11 protein-coding genes are annotated in these 14656 nt (G+C 51.3%); 9 read left to right on the top strand and 2 right to left on the bottom strand.

Features of this window, described 5'->3' with window-relative positions; genetic code table 11:
* Positions 1-42 precede the first annotated feature (42 nt).
* The 3 genes from dnaI to uvrC all read left to right on the top strand — a co-directional run bounded on the left by dnaI (position 43) and on the right by uvrC (position 4127).
* A complete protein-coding gene (gene dnaI / locus WH45_RS18015; protein ID WP_046215816.1) occupies positions 43-1005 on the top strand; it encodes a primosomal protein DnaI in 963 nt (320 codons plus the stop codon).
* Positions 1006-1188: 183 nt separating this feature from the next.
* A complete protein-coding gene (gene trxA / locus WH45_RS18010; RefSeq protein WP_046215815.1) occupies positions 1189-1506 on the top strand; it encodes a thioredoxin in 318 nt (105 codons plus the stop codon).
* Between the two features lie 542 nt (positions 1507-2048).
* Positions 2049-4127 carry an excinuclease ABC subunit UvrC gene (gene uvrC / locus WH45_RS18005; protein WP_046215814.1) on the top strand — a complete coding sequence of 693 codons (2079 nt, stop codon included), beginning with the start codon at positions 2049-2051 and terminating at the stop codon, positions 4125-4127.
* 83 nt (positions 4128-4210) lie between these two features.
* Here the strand turns inward: uvrC and WH45_RS18000 are convergent, their stop codons facing one another.
* Positions 4211-6367: a type II CAAX endopeptidase family protein gene (locus WH45_RS18000; protein WP_052723844.1), complete on the bottom strand. Its 2157-nt coding sequence runs from the start codon at positions 6365-6367 to the stop codon at positions 4211-4213.
* A 295-nt stretch (positions 6368-6662) separates the two neighbouring features.
* Between WH45_RS18000 and WH45_RS17995 the strand changes: the two genes are divergently transcribed.
* A complete protein-coding gene (locus WH45_RS17995; RefSeq protein ID WP_046215895.1) occupies positions 6663-8009 on the top strand; it encodes a TrkH family potassium uptake protein in 1347 nt (448 codons plus the stop codon).
* Positions 8010-8075: 66 nt separating this feature from the next.
* Here WH45_RS17995 and WH45_RS17990 read toward each other — a convergent pair whose 3' ends face one another.
* Complete coding sequence (locus WH45_RS17990; RefSeq protein WP_046215813.1) at positions 8076-9044, bottom strand: LysR family transcriptional regulator; 969 nt, start codon at positions 9042-9044, stop codon at positions 8076-8078.
* A gap of 332 nt (positions 9045-9376) precedes the next feature.
* Between WH45_RS17990 and WH45_RS17985 the strand changes: the two genes are divergently transcribed.
* From WH45_RS17985 to WH45_RS17965, 5 genes are all read left to right on the top strand, one after another.
* Positions 9377-10045, top strand: a complete 669-nt coding sequence (locus tag WH45_RS17985; protein ID WP_046215812.1) for a succinate dehydrogenase cytochrome b558 subunit — start codon at positions 9377-9379, stop codon at positions 10043-10045.
* 128 nt (positions 10046-10173) lie between these two features.
* Positions 10174-11916, top strand: a complete 1743-nt coding sequence (gene sdhA, locus WH45_RS17980; protein WP_046215811.1) for a succinate dehydrogenase flavoprotein subunit — start codon at positions 10174-10176, stop codon at positions 11914-11916.
* 99 nt (positions 11917-12015) lie between these two features.
* Entirely contained in the window at positions 12016-12804 is a 789-nt protein-coding gene (gene sdhB, locus WH45_RS17975; RefSeq protein WP_046215810.1) for a succinate dehydrogenase iron-sulfur subunit, read from the top strand.
* Between the two features lie 117 nt (positions 12805-12921).
* The gene (locus tag WH45_RS17970; RefSeq protein WP_046215809.1) at positions 12922-13719 is read left to right on the top strand and encodes an AAC(3) family N-acetyltransferase; all 798 of its coding nucleotides are present in this window, start codon (positions 12922-12924) and stop codon (positions 13717-13719) included.
* A 57-nt stretch (positions 13720-13776) separates the two neighbouring features.
* Positions 13777-14556, top strand: coding sequence for a DUF3891 family protein (locus tag WH45_RS17965; protein WP_046215808.1), 780 nt, complete (start codon positions 13777-13779; stop codon positions 14554-14556).
* The last annotated feature ends 100 nt before the right edge of the window (positions 14557-14656 follow it).

Below are 14656 nucleotides of genomic sequence, written 5' to 3'. Positions count from 1 at the left end.
AGCGATAGTAAGAGTTGAACAAACGGGAAGGGGCTACACACCATGGAATCCATCGGTGATCTGCTGCGGCAGATGAAGAGTACGCGATTTCGGGAACAATCGAACAAGATTGCCACGCAGCTGTTCACGGATCCTCTGGTGATGGAGCTGCGCAGCCAGCATCCGGAGCTGACCGATCAGGAGCTGATGACCAATCTCAGTAAGCTGTACCAGTATGTCGGGGATCAGCGCAACTGCGATAATTGTCCCGGACTCGATAATTGCCCGAATGATTTTCAGGGGCATTACACCAAGCTCAGTGTGCAGTCATCCGAAGAAGGAGCCCGGCTGCATGAGCGCAAAACACCATGCCAGAAGCAGCTGAGCAGACAGCATGAACAGCAGGTCAGACAGCGGATTCACAGCTTTTATGTGGATGACCGCGCTTTGAATGAAGGTTACAACGCCGTGGAGATCGTATCCAAGGATATCGAACGTGTCCCGGCGGTCAAGAAAATTTTTGGCTACATTAATGAAGTGAAACAAAATGGACTGTCCGCCAAGGGGCTGTATCTGGTTGGACACTTTGGTACAGGCAAGACCTTTTTGATGTCCTATATGCTGCATGAGCTGGCCAAAGCCGGATATACCGGCGTGATTGTATATATGCCTGAATTTGTGGAAGATCTGAAGTCGATGTTCCAGGACAACAATCGGATGAAAGAAACGATTGAGATTATGAAAAATACGGATCTGCTGATCTTTGACGATATAGGCGCAGAGAATCTGAACCCATGGGTACGTGATCATGTGCTGGGTGCCATCCTCAATTACCGGATGGAGCGCAAACCTACTTTTTATACCTCGAATTATTCGCTGGATGCGCTGCTGCAGCATCTGAGCTTTACGAATAAAGATGGCGAAGAACGGTACAAAGGCGAGCGGCTGATGAACCGGATTGCTCCGTTTGTCGATGTGATCAGCGTAAGCGGAGAGAACAAGCGTGGAGATATCCCGGGCGTTTGATTTGTTACTTTTGATATAATAGTGATTAAAAGATAAATGCTTACTAAAATATAGATAAGTATAATAAATTCGTATTATCTGTTTCGGAATTCGCATTCCTGTGTTATAATAGGGGTGTAATAGGTTCTGTAGTTGTTTAAATAATGAATAATTCAAATAAAGGTATTCAAGGAGGAAATTCCCATGGCAATCGTTAATGTATCTGATCAATCCTTTACAAGTGAAGTAGAGGGACAAGGCACAGTGCTGGTAGACTTCTGGGCACCATGGTGCGGTCCTTGTAAAATGCTTGCTCCAATCCTGGATGAGCTGGCAACTGAAGTTGGCGACAGCGTGAAAATCGCTAAAGTCAACGTAGACGAAAACCCTGAAACTGCTTCCCGTTTCGGCGTAATGAGTATCCCTACAATGATCTTCTTCAAAGACGGTCAACCGGTAGATAAAGTTGTAGGCCTGAACTCCAAAGATTCCCTGAAATCCATCCTGGCAAAACACCAATAATTTTGCCTGGCATATAAGATAACTGCAGCCAAGTGCAGCCCGTCCTTCGGATGAAGCCGTGCTTGCTGCTCCACAACCCCTGGTGTATACCGGGGGTTTTTTCTGTCATCAGGTGGATGCGGCGGTGATGTAAAGGGCAGGATATATACAGAACATACGTTGCTATAAAGCTACCAGTTCCCCTGCAATAGCTGGTATAATAAATAAGTCACCCACTCATTTGAACCATAGTGGGCCCGCTATAACGATAAAGATGCTGCTCAAGCTGTAAGTAAGAGCTTTTATTACCCAACTATACAGGTTGCCCTCAACGGGGTAATACATTGTAATATGCAGTCTGCTCAGCTGGATCTGCTCGCCTGCACAGAGCGCAGGAAAAGGAATTGGACCAAAGGACGGCCGTTAAGCCATAAGATCGACCGCCAGCGGTCATTTGAGATCTCATGGCTTAACCGGAGGACGTGTCCTAATCCTTTTTCATAGCGGTTGATGTCCAGCCCAGCAGTCATCTCACACCACGATTACCCAGAAAGGAGAAGTCTATGGATTCACATTTGGAGACGATTCGCGAACAGGAACAGGCCATGGATAATATCCGCAACAAGCTGGCACTGCTGCCTGATCTGCCGGGCTGTTACCTGATGAAGAACCGGGAAGGCACGATTATCTACGTCGGTAAAGCCAAAGTGCTTAAAAACCGCGTCCGGTCTTATTTTACAGGCAGCCATGATGGTAAAACCCAGCGTCTGGTCGCAGATATCCGCGACTTTGAATATATTGTAACCGGCAGTAATATGGAAGCACTCATTCTGGAGTGTAACCTGATCAAAACCCATCAGCCCAAATACAATGTACTGCTGAAGGACGACAAGACTTTTCCATATATCAAAATTACCAATGAAGCGCACCCGCGGCTGGAAGTTACCCGGCGTGTGCTCAAGGATAAAGCCAAGTATTTTGGCCCTTATCCAAACGCTTTTGCCGCCCAGCAGACCAAAAAGCTGCTGGATCGCATGTATCCGCTGCGCAAATGCAAAGTGATGCCAAAGGAAGTGTGCCTGTACTACCATATGGGCCAGTGTCTGGCGCCATGTGAGTACGAAGTGCCGGAGAAATCCTACGATGAGATCCGCCAGGAGATTACCCGCTTCCTGAGCGGTGGTCATGAGGAGATCAAAAAGGATCTGCAGCGCAAAATGGAAGAAGCGGCGGAAGATCTGTACTTTGAACGGGCCAAGGAGCTGCGTGACCAGATTCGTCATATTGATGCGCTAATGGAAAAGCAGAAAATTACGATGGCTGATGCCAGAGACCGCGATGTTTTCGGTTTCTCGGTGGATAAAGGCTGGATGTGCGTACAGATTCTGTACGTGCGGCAGGGTAAAATGATCGAGCGTCATGCCTCGGTATTTCCTTTTTACGGGGAGCCGTACAATGACTTCATGTCCTATGTCACCCAGTATTACAGCGATAATCCGGCGATGCCGCAGGAGATTCTGCTGCCGGCGATGGAAGCATCTGCGGATCTGGACAGTGCCGATGACAAGGCGCTGGATGCAGCCGAGCAGGAAGGTCTGAATACCAATGACGGAGACGGCTCTACCGGAATGAATGATCTGGCTGACCGCGTAGCCGAGACGGGTCAAGAATATGCCGTCCGCTCTGCAGCGATGGAAGCAGAAGCAGCAGAGTCTGAAGAGCCGGTGAACGTCTCCGGTGACCAGCAGGGCGATCCGGAAAGTGTCAAAGCCGCCGGAGGCGACCAGCTCGATGCTCCGAGCAGCGCCCAGATGCTGCAGCAGTGGCTGGGCATCAAAGTACTCATTCCGCGCCGCGGTCTGAAGCGGCAGATGATTACGATGGCGCAGGACAATGCCAGAGTCTCGCTGGATGAGAAGTTCCGCCTGATTGAACGCGATGAAGAGCGTACGTCCAAGGCAGCAGAGAATCTGGGACAGGCGATCGGCCTGAATAATCTGCACCGGGTAGAAGCATTTGATAACTCGAATATCCAGGGTTCCGATCCGGTATCGGCGATGGTCGTATTTATCGATGGCAAGCCGGCCCGAAAGGAATACCGCAAATACAAAATCCGCACCGTAGAAGGTGCGGATGACTATGGTACGATGCGTGAAGTTATCCGCCGCCGCTATGAACGGGTGCTCAAGGAAAATCTGGAGATGCCCGACCTGATCGTGGTCGATGGAGGTAAAGGTCAGATCTCTGCAGCGGCAGATGTACTCGAGAATGAACTGGGGCTGTTTATCCCGGTCTGCGGACTGGTCAAGGATGCGAAGCACCGGACCGCCCAGCTGATGGTTGGCGATCCGGCAGAACCGGTCAAGCTGGCCCGTGACAGTCAGGAATTCTATCTGCTGCAGCGAATTCAGGATGAGGTTCACCGGTTTGCGATTACGTTCCACCGGGAACAGCGCGGCAAATCGATGGTGGTCTCCCAGCTGGACAGTATTCCGGGTATCGGAGAGAAGCGGCGCAAGCTGCTGCTCAAGCACTTTGGCTCGGTAAAAAAAATAAGAGAAGCCAGTGTCGAAGACTTCCGGCCTCTCTCGATCGGCGACAAGCTCGCCCGGCAAATATTGGATGCATTAAAAGAAGAGTAGCCATCATGGCTACTCTTCTTTTTTGAATTATGATCATGCATGTCATCCATGATGTTCACCTGTATTGTAAGTGAACCGCCTTATTATTTGGATGTATCTTCATCATCTTTTCGTATAGGCGGATGCGGATGATCTGTCACCGAGTCGTCCGGCTGTCCGGCGGTATCCGGTGAAGCAGGATTAGCAGATGAGCCTGGTTCTACCGTACGGTTCGTCTCGGGCTTGTGAAGATTAACCGGCTGGGATTCGGAACGATCTACCGGCTGCTGATCGGCTGCACGCGGCGCTTCATGTTCACCGGTATGAGTAGGCTGGCCGACTGGCTCTGAGGGGTGAACAGGCTGCTGGTCACGGTAGCTGTCCTGCGGAGCAGGTGGCTGTACCGGTGCAGCAGGTGCCTGCGGCTCCTGATAGCGCTGGAACCGACCTGGATCATTGGGCAGTCCCTCTCCATGATGATGTGCAGGGGCGCCAGGATTGTAGTAGGAATGCGGCGGTTGGCCGATCCCTGGCTGTCCGGTGGGCGCATATACCGGCATTCCGGTCTGCTGTGACGGCGTATACGGCGGATAAGCATTATCCATCCCTTTATTACGTGTGAACAGATAAATGAGATACGCAATAATGGCCGGCATAATGATGTAGAAAATGCCAAGCGCAATATTGCCTGCTCCTCCCAGGGTCATCAGACTGAAGGACATCAGGATCGTATCGAACATGACGTGAGCGAATACGACAGCGATAAAGCCGTAACGCAGGAACACCAGACTGAACAACAGTCCGATAATGAGCAGTTCCACCGGACGGGCATAGACCGGATAGATCGGATACAGCGTATGTCCGAGCGCCCAGATGATCGAAGTGATCGCTGAAGCGACAAATGTATTCCGCAGCAGCTTCTTGAGCATGCCGATCCCGAACAGGCGATAGACGCCTTCTTCGCCAATGCCGGCCATCCAGGCGAGCAGCGGCAGCAGTGCCGGTATAGCCATATTGTATGGAGAACTGGAATCGTCACTGGACGAGAATATGCCGAGTGCATTTTCCAAAAACAGATAAATGATCGACTGTACACCGAGCAAAATAATGGCGAACAGGTAACCGACTGCAGCGCTGTGCAGTACATATTTGCCGTAGCCGATCTCTCTGGAGCGCGGCCACATGTTCATCCCGCGTTCGCGCCACAGGCCATCACCGCCGACGAGTGAGAAGTAGAGCAGTACAGCCATCATGACGTTCAGGATCAGCTGCAGCGCGACCAGGAACAGCGTCATGAAGACACCATAACCTTCACCGCCAAAGCTGGCTTCAAAATAAGGCCACATGTTGACCACACTGATCACGGATACCGCGCAGTAGATCAGCGACAGTATAATGCCTCTTTTAAAGGAAGTATGCTTGCGCTTCAGGGAAGCGAATACGATTGCCAGCACACCGAGCACCAGTGTGAACAGTCCATAACCGGCAAAAGTCAGCCAGTAGGCCAGTGTAGTTTGCTTTTCAATATAACTTGTATAGGAGGCAGGCGGCGTTAGCTCCGGCTGGAACGAACGCAGTTCGCCTTCTTCAAAAGTGAATTTGAGATGCAGCTGGGCTTCTCCGAGCTTGCCGCCATCACGCATCACATAATCCAGTCCGGGACCTCCATTGGTCTGAAGTTCCAGCGCATCCGGATCATAACCCATTGTTTTCAGTACAGGGCGAGCCTGTTTGACTTTTTGGGTGAGGGTCATATTGCCCTCATTGGCTGAAGTCGGCTTGGGCGATAACGGATTGCTGGTGTCCATCGGAGTGTCCGAATCGCTTTTGATCAGGAAAGCGACTACTTTTCCGGTGTTCATATGTACATCAATGTCTACGGAAGACAGGTAGCCGCCTGCTTTGTAATGTACACGGAAAATATCATAGGGAGCGATTTTCTCCAGTTGTTTGCTGTACTGCTTGCTAAGCTTTTCCTTGGCTACATATCCGCTCAGCTCCGAATCGGTATGATAGCTGACTGCAGGGGATTTCAGACGGCTAATCATCTCCGGGGTCAGCGGCAGATTATTCTTAAATGCGTCAGCACTGGCAATTGCTTTTTCCTGGCTGATCACATTGGTCTGATCCACTTCCAGTGTCTCCGAAGCGGTCAGCGGAATCACCTGGGTAAATAAAAAGATAACCAGAGCGATAACTGCCAGAATACTCAGTATCTTGTAATTGGGTTTAAGCTGTACAGGCTTGCCTGTTGGGTTCATAAGTTCCTCCTTGGTGTAATCATGTCATTTGTCCGTTCTGTCGCCTTTTATATAAAGAAAGGATTCAGGTACAATGCGAAAAAAGGCGCAGATAATGCAAGTTTAGCGTAATCTGTAAACTATTGCAAAATAGCTTTGTAGTCCGGTAAGACAGGGCTTATAATCATTAAGCATCCCAATTGGCAATATCTGCGATAGAAAGACATCCGACAGGTGAAGCTATCATAATATACACGCATATGGATGCTTATGAATACCATTAATGAAAGTGAACAGAGGTGTACATACGTTGAAGATGAATTTGAAGTTAAAACCCAATGCCAGAGCATGGACGCCGCCGCGTATTCTGGCGCTGGGCTATGCCACCATTATTTTGCTGGGAACCGCGCTGCTGATGCTGCCCGAGTCGCATCAAGACGGCGTGGGAATGAGCTTTTTGAATGCGTTCTTTACCGCTACGTCGGCTACCTGTGTAACCGGCCTGGTTGTTGTGGATACGGGAACATTTTTCACTACCTTTGGCCAGACGGTCATCATGTGTCTGATCCAGATCGGGGGTCTGGGCTTTATGACGATGGCGACGCTGATTGCGCTGGTATTCCGCCGCCGAATCTCCCTTCGGGAACGTCTGATTCTGCAGGAGTCGATGAATCAGGGCGATATGGAGGGCATCGTCCGTCTGATCAAAAAGGTACTTTATTATTCCTTTGCGATTGAGCTGGTCGGTGCGGTACTGTTCAGCCTGCGGCTGATGATGGATCATCCTCCCGGGCAGGCTGTGTTTTTTGGAATGTTTCATGCCGTATCGCTGTTTAACAATGCCGGGTTTGACCTGTTTGGTGATTACCGGAGTCTGACCGGGTATGTTGACGATCCGATCATGAATCTGGTGGCAATTCTGCTGATTGTACTCGGCGGTCTCGGATTTGTGGTACTGTCGGACCTGATCGAATTCCGCAAAAATCGCAGACTGTCCCTGCACACCAAATCGGTACTGCTGATGACAGGGATTCTGCTTACAACCGGATTTGTGCTTGTGTTTCTGTTCGAATTCTCCAATCCGGGGACACTCGGCAAACTGGGCTGGGGCGGCAAGTTCTGGGCGTCGTTGTTCCACTCCACGACGACCCGTACAGCCGGAGCCAATACGGTTGATCTGACCCAGTTGCGGCAGGCCACCCTGCTGCTGACCATTATATTCATGTTTATCGGCGGTTCGCCGGGTTCCACGGCCGGCGGGGTCAAGACGACGACGATTCTGCTGATGTTTGGCGCAGTGCTTGCCATGCTGCGCGGACGCAAGGATGTCGTGCTGTTCCGCTTCCGTCTGGGTCAGGAACGCATTTTCAAGGCGCTGACAATTGTTATCTTTGCGCTCGTACTGGTCATGACAGCGACGATGATCCTCAGCATGACAGAGACGGCGGATTTCCTGACCGTATTGTTCGAGGTCACTTCGGCATTCGGTACAGTCGGGTTGTCACTTGGACTGACACCGCATTTGACAGTGGTCGGCAAGCTGCTCATCTGCCTGTTGATGTTTGCCGGTCGGGTCGGGCTGATCACGCTCGCTTATGCGCTGGCACCAAAGCAGGAGAAAGAACCTTTCCGCTATGCCGAAGGCAAGATCATGATCGGCTGATTACCTGCCTGATCATCTGCAGGGTATCATATTTGTACGGGGATATTCAGCCAAATGAAAATGATCCTATGGCGACCACTCTTCATTTTCGAGCCGGGGAGGCGTATCGGCTACACGGATATTCGCATCCTTGATCATCCGTGAGGAATCGTCAAACCGGGCGGTCGTATCGGCGATCCACTGGCGTGCCGCTGATCCCAGCTCGGCCGCTTCATTATAAATAAGGCAGGTCGTACGGCGTGTCTGCTCCAGCTCCGGAATATGCAGAGAGACCAGCTCGTTGCTCGACAGCAGCTGTTCACCGATATAGGAGCGGGGCAGCAGCGCTGCCGCCATACAGATCGGCAGCAGCCGTACGATCGCCTCAAACGAATCGATCTCCATGCGCAGATCCGGCATGATCATATATCGGTGAAAGACATCATCGATCAGTTTGCGATACCAGGTACCCTTGGAGAACATAATCATCGGCAGCCCCTGCAGATCCTGCATGTCGGGCTGCTTTTTGCTGGCCAGAATATGACTTTTGGGCAGTACCAGTTCCAGATGATCGTCAAACAGCGGCGCACAGACAAGTCCCGACTCATGGATGGAAGAAGCAACGATGCCGATATCGGCACGTTTGTCACGAATGTCATTGACAATCTCGTGCGTCTTGCCTGTAATGAGCTTGACCTCGGCATACGGATGTTTCTCGGTAAAGCTGCGTACGAGCGGGGGCATGGTCGTCTGCAGGGTGGTCAGGCTGGCTCCAAACGTCACTGTCGTCTGTTCCTCGGACTTGTAACGGTTGAGGCTCTGGAGGAAGCGCAGCTGCTGCTGACGCTGTTCCAGGGCAAACGTATAGGTCAGCCGCCCGATAGCGGTCAGCTCCAGCCGTTTGCCGTTGCGGTTAAACAGGGCAACCCCCAATTGTGACTCCAATTTGGCTATTTTGCGGGAGAGTGCAGGCTGTGATAAATTCAGCAGCCGGGACGCTTGATTCAGACTGGATTGCTCGACAACGACAGCAAAAACATCTAAATCTTCTATCATCTGGGAAATAATCTCCTCTCTTATGCAAAAAAGTTATAACATTTAATAATTATATTGCAATTCCATTATAAGCCAAATTAGAGTAACATAAAAAGCGACACAACTTGTTCACATACGAACGTTATGTGAATATCTTTTCACGGAAGAAAGATATTGCATAATTGGACACCTTATTTACAGTCGTGAACAAGCTGTAAAGCTACGGAAGATGGGGAACTTCCTAGCAAGGATGGACAGAGGTCCGATACTTGCCTGTCCGTCCGGGTCTAGGCGGCATTTCAATATGCCTGTCGATATGAAAACGCTCTTATTAGGAAAGGGGAACGTCATTCATGAAAGGCTTTTACGCCAGAAGGCTGCATTCGCTGCTCGGGGTCATTCCGCTCGGTTTATTTTTTCTGGAGCATATGATCACCAACTTTTCTGCCTATGAAGGAGGAAAGGAATCTTTTGATGCCGGAGTGGAATTTCTAAATGGTCTGCCACTTGTACTGGTTCTGGAGACCTTTTTTATTTTCCTTCCGCTGCTCTATCACGGCATCTATGGTCTGTATATCGCATATCAGGCCAAGCCGAACAATGCTCATTATGGAAATGAGCGCAACTGGCGCTATACGCTTCAGCGTGTGACCGGTGTTATTACTTTTATCTACATCGCATGGCACGTATACGATACCCGCTTCCAGGTTGCGCTTGGTAATGTAACGCATGAGCAGCTGGGTGGAGTCATGCACAATATCGTCACCAATCCGGCAACATTCGTGCTGTATACGATTGGTGTGGTAGCGGCTTCGTTCCACTTTGCCAATGGACTCTGGTCGTTCCTCGTTACCTGGGGGATCACGGTAGGACCAAGATCGCAGCGCGTTTCTTCATACATCTGTATGGCGCTGTTTGTGATCGTATCGATTATGTTCGTTCTGTCTCTGGTAGCATTCCGTAATATGGAATTCCAAGACCCAACCGTTGCATTTCAAAGCATTCGTCATTTTATCGCATAAATGACCCTGCTGCTGTGCAGTCCATTTCGTTGTATCGTCTGCAGTGCCTGAAAGGGTGTGACGGTATGCAGCGAATGGCATTCACAGCCAGTCAGGGGCAAGCAGGTTAAAGGGGAGGGTAATTTCTTATGGCAACATCCAATATCATTATCGTGGGCGGCGGTCTGGCCGGTCTGATGGCTACCGTTAAAGCGGCGGAAGCCGGCGTTCACGTTCACTTATTCTCACTCGTACCGGTGAAGCGTTCGCACTCCGTATGTGCGCAGGGCGGCATCAACGGTGCAGTTAATACCAAAGGGGAAGGCGACTCACCGTGGCTGCATTTCGATGACAGCGTGTACGGTGGTGACTTCCTCGCCAACCAGCCTCCGGTCAAAGCGATGTGTGATGCCGCACCTGGTATCATTCACCTCATGGACCGGATGGGCGTTATGTTCAACCGTACCCCGGAGGGTCTGCTGGACTTCCGCCGCTTCGGCGGCACCAAGCATCACCGTACCGCTTTTGCTGGTGCAACAACCGGTCAGCAGCTGCTGTACGCACTCGATGAGCAGGCGCGCCGCTGGGAGACAGCCGGCCTCGTGACCAAGTACGAAAACTGGGAATTCCTGAATGCCGTACTGGATGATGAAGGCGTCTGCCGCGGTATTTCCGCTCAGAATCTGCGCTCCATGGAAATCGTTACGTTTGGCGCCGATGCGGTTATTCTGGCGAGTGGTGGTCCTGGTATTATTTTCGGCAAAACGACCAACTCGGTCATCAACACCGGTACGGCAGCGAGCGCTGTGTATCAGCAGGGCGTTCATTATGCCAACGGTGAGTTTATCCAGATTCACCCGACAGCCATTCCCGGCGACGACAAGCTGCGCCTGATGTCCGAATCGGCTCGTGGTGAAGGCGGACGGATCTGGACGTACAAAGATGGCAAGCCATGGTACTTCCTGGAGGAGAAATATCCTTCCTACGGTAACCTGGTGCCGCGTGATATCGCTACCCGTGAAATCTTCGACGTCTGTGTTAACCAGAAGCTCGGCGTTAATGGCGAGAATATGGTCTACCTGGATCTGTCCCACAAAGATCCAAAAGAACTCGACGTCAAACTCGGCGGCATTATCGAGATCTATGAGAAATTCATGGGCGATGATCCACGCAAGATTCCAATGAAGATCTTCCCGGCAGTCCATTATTCCATGGGCGGCATGTGGGTCGATTATAACCAGATGACCAATATTCCGGGTCTGTTCGCTGCCGGCGAGTGCGAGTACCAGTATCATGGTGCCAACCGTCTCGGAGCCAACTCCCTGCTGTCCGCGATCTACGGCGGTATGGTAGCGGGACCGAAAGCGGTCGAATATGTCAAAGGCCTCAAAAAATCCTCTGCCGATCTGCCAACAAGCCTGTTCGACCAGGCGCGCAAGCAGCAGGAAGAGAAATATGAGCGTCTGCTTGGCATGAATGGTAAAGAAAATGCTTACGTGATCCACAAGGAACTTGGCGAGTGGATGACGGATAATATGACGGTTGTACGCTACAATGATAAGCTGCAGGCGACGATAAATAAGATTAAGGAACTCAAACAGCGTTATGGCAGCATTGACGTGAATGACTCCTCCCGCTGGACCAACCAGGGAGTGGCCTTTACCCGTCAGCTGTGGAACATGCTGGAACTGGCTGAAGCGATGACCCTCGGTGCGCTGCTGCGTGACGAGAGCCGCGGAGCCCACTACAAGCCTGACTTCCCGGTCCGTAACGATGAAGACTTCCTCAAAACAACCAAAGCCACCTGGACACCGGATGGACCACAGATTTCATATGAAGAAGTCGATGTGTCCCTGATCCCTCCTCGTGTGCGTGACTACTCCAAAAGCTGATTAGCCGTCCGGAGCCGTCACTTGGAATACAATTGACATGTCGTGAGTATATCGTATGAACACTCAGATTAATGTGAATGATAGAAGGGGGCATTACCCATGGCGGAAGCAGTTTCAACCGAGAATCAAACCACACAGCAGACCGGCCGCAAAGTGAAGTTTGTCATCACCCGTCAGGACAAGCCGGAAGGCTCATCCTATACGGAAGAATTTGAATTACCGTATCGTCCCGGCATGAACGTAATCAGTGCGCTGATGGAGATTCAGCGCAACCCGGTCAACAGCGGCGGCAAAGACACCGCTCCGGTATGCTGGGAATCGAACTGCCTGGAAGAAGTATGCGGTGCCTGTTCCATGGTCATCAACGGCAAGCCGCGTCAGGCCTGCTCGTCTCTGGTCGACAAGCTGGAGCAGCCGATCACAGTAGCGCCGATGAAGACATTCCCTGTTGTCCGTGACCTCGTCATTGACCGCAGCCGGATGTTCGGTGCACTGAAAAAGGTAAAAGCATGGATTCCGATCGATGGCACGTATGATCTGGGTCCGGGTCCACGCATGGCGGAGAACAAACGTCAATGGGCGTATGAACTGTCCAAATGCATGACCTGCGGGGTCTGCCTGGAAGCCTGTCCGAATGTGAATGACAAAACCGACTTCATCGGCCCTGCGCCGTTGTCCCAGGTTCGTCTGTTCAATGCCCATCCGACAGGTGAAATGAACGCCGAAGAGCGTCTGGATGCCATTATGGGCGAAGGTGGTATCGAAGCCTGCGGTAACTCGCAGAACTGTGTGCGTTCCTGTCCAAAAGGAATTCCGCTCACCACTTCGATTGCCGACCTGAACAAAGAAACCAACAAACGTATGTTCAAGCGCTGGTTGAGTGTATAATAGTCTACAGCCAGCAGCATAATACGAAGAGCAGGCGACTGCTCTTCCCACAAGCGGGTGACGCGTATAACGCGGAAGCCCGCTTTTTTATACATATGATTACCGGAGGAAGACGATATGATTAGTGAAAGACCGATTAGCTTTGACCAGTTAACTGCCGAATTCCGGGCGCTTGGCGTAACGGCAGGCATGAATATTCTGCTGCATTCTTCCTTGAAAAGTATCGGAGGGTGGATTCCCGGCGGCGCGGAGACCGTGATTCTGGCGTTGGAGCATGTGCTGGGAGAAGAAGGCACATTGATGGTGCCGACGCAGACTTCACAGCTGACACACCCCAAGCTGTGGAAATATCCGCCTGCCGATCCCAAATGGTGGGATCTGATCTGTGAGAGCACACCCGCCTATGATCCTGATTTTACTGTACCGACAGGGATGGGGGTCATAGTGGAGACGTTCCGCAAGCAAAGAGGCGTCATTCGCAGCAGTCATCCCCATGTCTCATTCGCCGCTCGCGGCCCCTATGCACGCGAGTGGATGGCCGATCATGGACTGGACTATGGGCTGGGCAGTGATTCTCCGCTTCAGAAGCTGTATGATGCGGATGGTCATGTGCTCATGCTGGGCACGGATTATCTGACCAATACGTCGATTCATCTGGCCGAATTCATGGCCGACTGGAATGGCAAAAAGCAGATCGAGATGAATGCACCGGTCATGACGGAATCCGGGAAACAGTGGATTACGTTCAAGGATCTGAACTTTGACTCGGATGATTTTGACCGAATCGGCAGTGACTTCGAAGAGGATTGTCCACATCTGTGGAAGCAGGGCAAAATGGGTCAGGCGGATGCCAGGCTGCTGTCCCAGCAAGGACTGGTCGATTACGCGGTGGGCTGGTTGGAAACGCATCGTTGAGGATATATATTAGGTATAAATCTTTTACATAATCGGTTAGAGAGAGGGGTTATCCTTATGATATGCCGAGAGCGCGAACATTCTTTTATTATGATCCGTCAGCATGATCATGCACGACTGTCCGGAGAATTCTCAAGACATATGGATTCCGGCCCAACCCGGGAGACGACGCGCTGGGATGAAGTGATTCTGGGCTGTGAACAGCATGATCGGGGCTGGATTCCGCTGGATCAGATTCCGGTATGGAATGATGCGGAGCAGAAGCCGTATACCTTCATGAATTTCCCGGAGCCGGCCAAGCTGGTCTTTTACCGCTATGGCATCAGCCAGCTGGAAGAGATGAGTGCTTACGGGGCGATGCTGGCGAGTATGCATTATACGGCGCTGGTTAGTCATTATGGCGAGGAAGATCCATTTTGCCAGGCCTTTTTGCAGGAAGAAAAGGAACGTCAGGACCGTATCCGGGAGCAGCTCTCTCCGGCAGAGGATGAGCTGGCCTACCACCGGTCGGTACTGGAGCTGTGTGATGATCTGTCGCTGTATGCCTGTCTGAATGAGCCGGGTGTCAACAAGAGCGAGGAGCAGGACTGGTGGAAAGACGGATTTGCTGTCGGCAAAAAGCTGGATGTTACCGGTCACCAGACGATTATGCCGCAATGGCAGGAGCCGGGAATCATCACGCTGAGTCCGTTTCCTTTACGGGAATCGGTTGATGTTCAGCTAATCTACCGCGAAGTATCCAAGGAGGATATCCGAAAGTCCGGACTCGCCGAAGCGTATGAAGCGGCGGCAGAGCAGCAGCTGAAGATTACGTTTCAACCGGCCAAAGACAGCTGATTTGTTCTGACGGGAACTTCCGAATTTGACGAAGGCTTCAGGATTCGGCAAAATAATCATTATATATAACAGCGCCTGCATGTACTGCAGGCCTGTCTGT

Origin of the sequence: Paenibacillus wulumuqiensis (assembly GCF_000971965.1) — a bacterium.
GTDB classification, from domain to species: Bacteria; Bacillota; Bacilli; order Paenibacillales; family Paenibacillaceae; genus Saccharibacillus; species Saccharibacillus wulumuqiensis.
This window is presented reverse-complemented; position numbering and strand designations above follow the sequence as displayed.

Bases quoted from the DNA above. Each gene is read 5' to 3' on its own strand.
- dnaI (WP_046215816.1), top strand. From the start codon at position 43: ATGGAATCCATCGGTGATCTGCTGCGGCAGATGAAGAGTACGCGATTT.
- trxA (WP_046215815.1), top strand. From the start codon at position 1,189: ATGGCAATCGTTAATGTATCTGATCAATCCTTTACAAGTGAAGTAGAG.
- uvrC (WP_046215814.1), top strand. From the start codon at position 2,049: ATGGATTCACATTTGGAGACGATTCGCGAACAGGAACAGGCCATGGAT.
- WH45_RS18000 (WP_052723844.1), bottom strand. From the start codon at position 6,367: ATGAACCCAACAGGCAAGCCTGTACAGCTTAAACCCAATTACAAGATA.
- WH45_RS17995 (WP_046215895.1), top strand. From the start codon at position 6,663: ATGAATTTGAAGTTAAAACCCAATGCCAGAGCATGGACGCCGCCGCGT.
- WH45_RS17990 (WP_046215813.1), bottom strand. From the start codon at position 9,044: ATGATAGAAGATTTAGATGTTTTTGCTGTCGTTGTCGAGCAATCCAGT.
- WH45_RS17985 (WP_046215812.1), top strand. From the start codon at position 9,377: ATGAAAGGCTTTTACGCCAGAAGGCTGCATTCGCTGCTCGGGGTCATT.
- sdhA (WP_046215811.1), top strand. From the start codon at position 10,174: ATGGCAACATCCAATATCATTATCGTGGGCGGCGGTCTGGCCGGTCTG.
- sdhB (WP_046215810.1), top strand. From the start codon at position 12,016: ATGGCGGAAGCAGTTTCAACCGAGAATCAAACCACACAGCAGACCGGC.
- WH45_RS17970 (WP_046215809.1), top strand. From the start codon at position 12,922: ATGATTAGTGAAAGACCGATTAGCTTTGACCAGTTAACTGCCGAATTC.
- WH45_RS17965 (WP_046215808.1), top strand. From the start codon at position 13,777: ATGATATGCCGAGAGCGCGAACATTCTTTTATTATGATCCGTCAGCAT.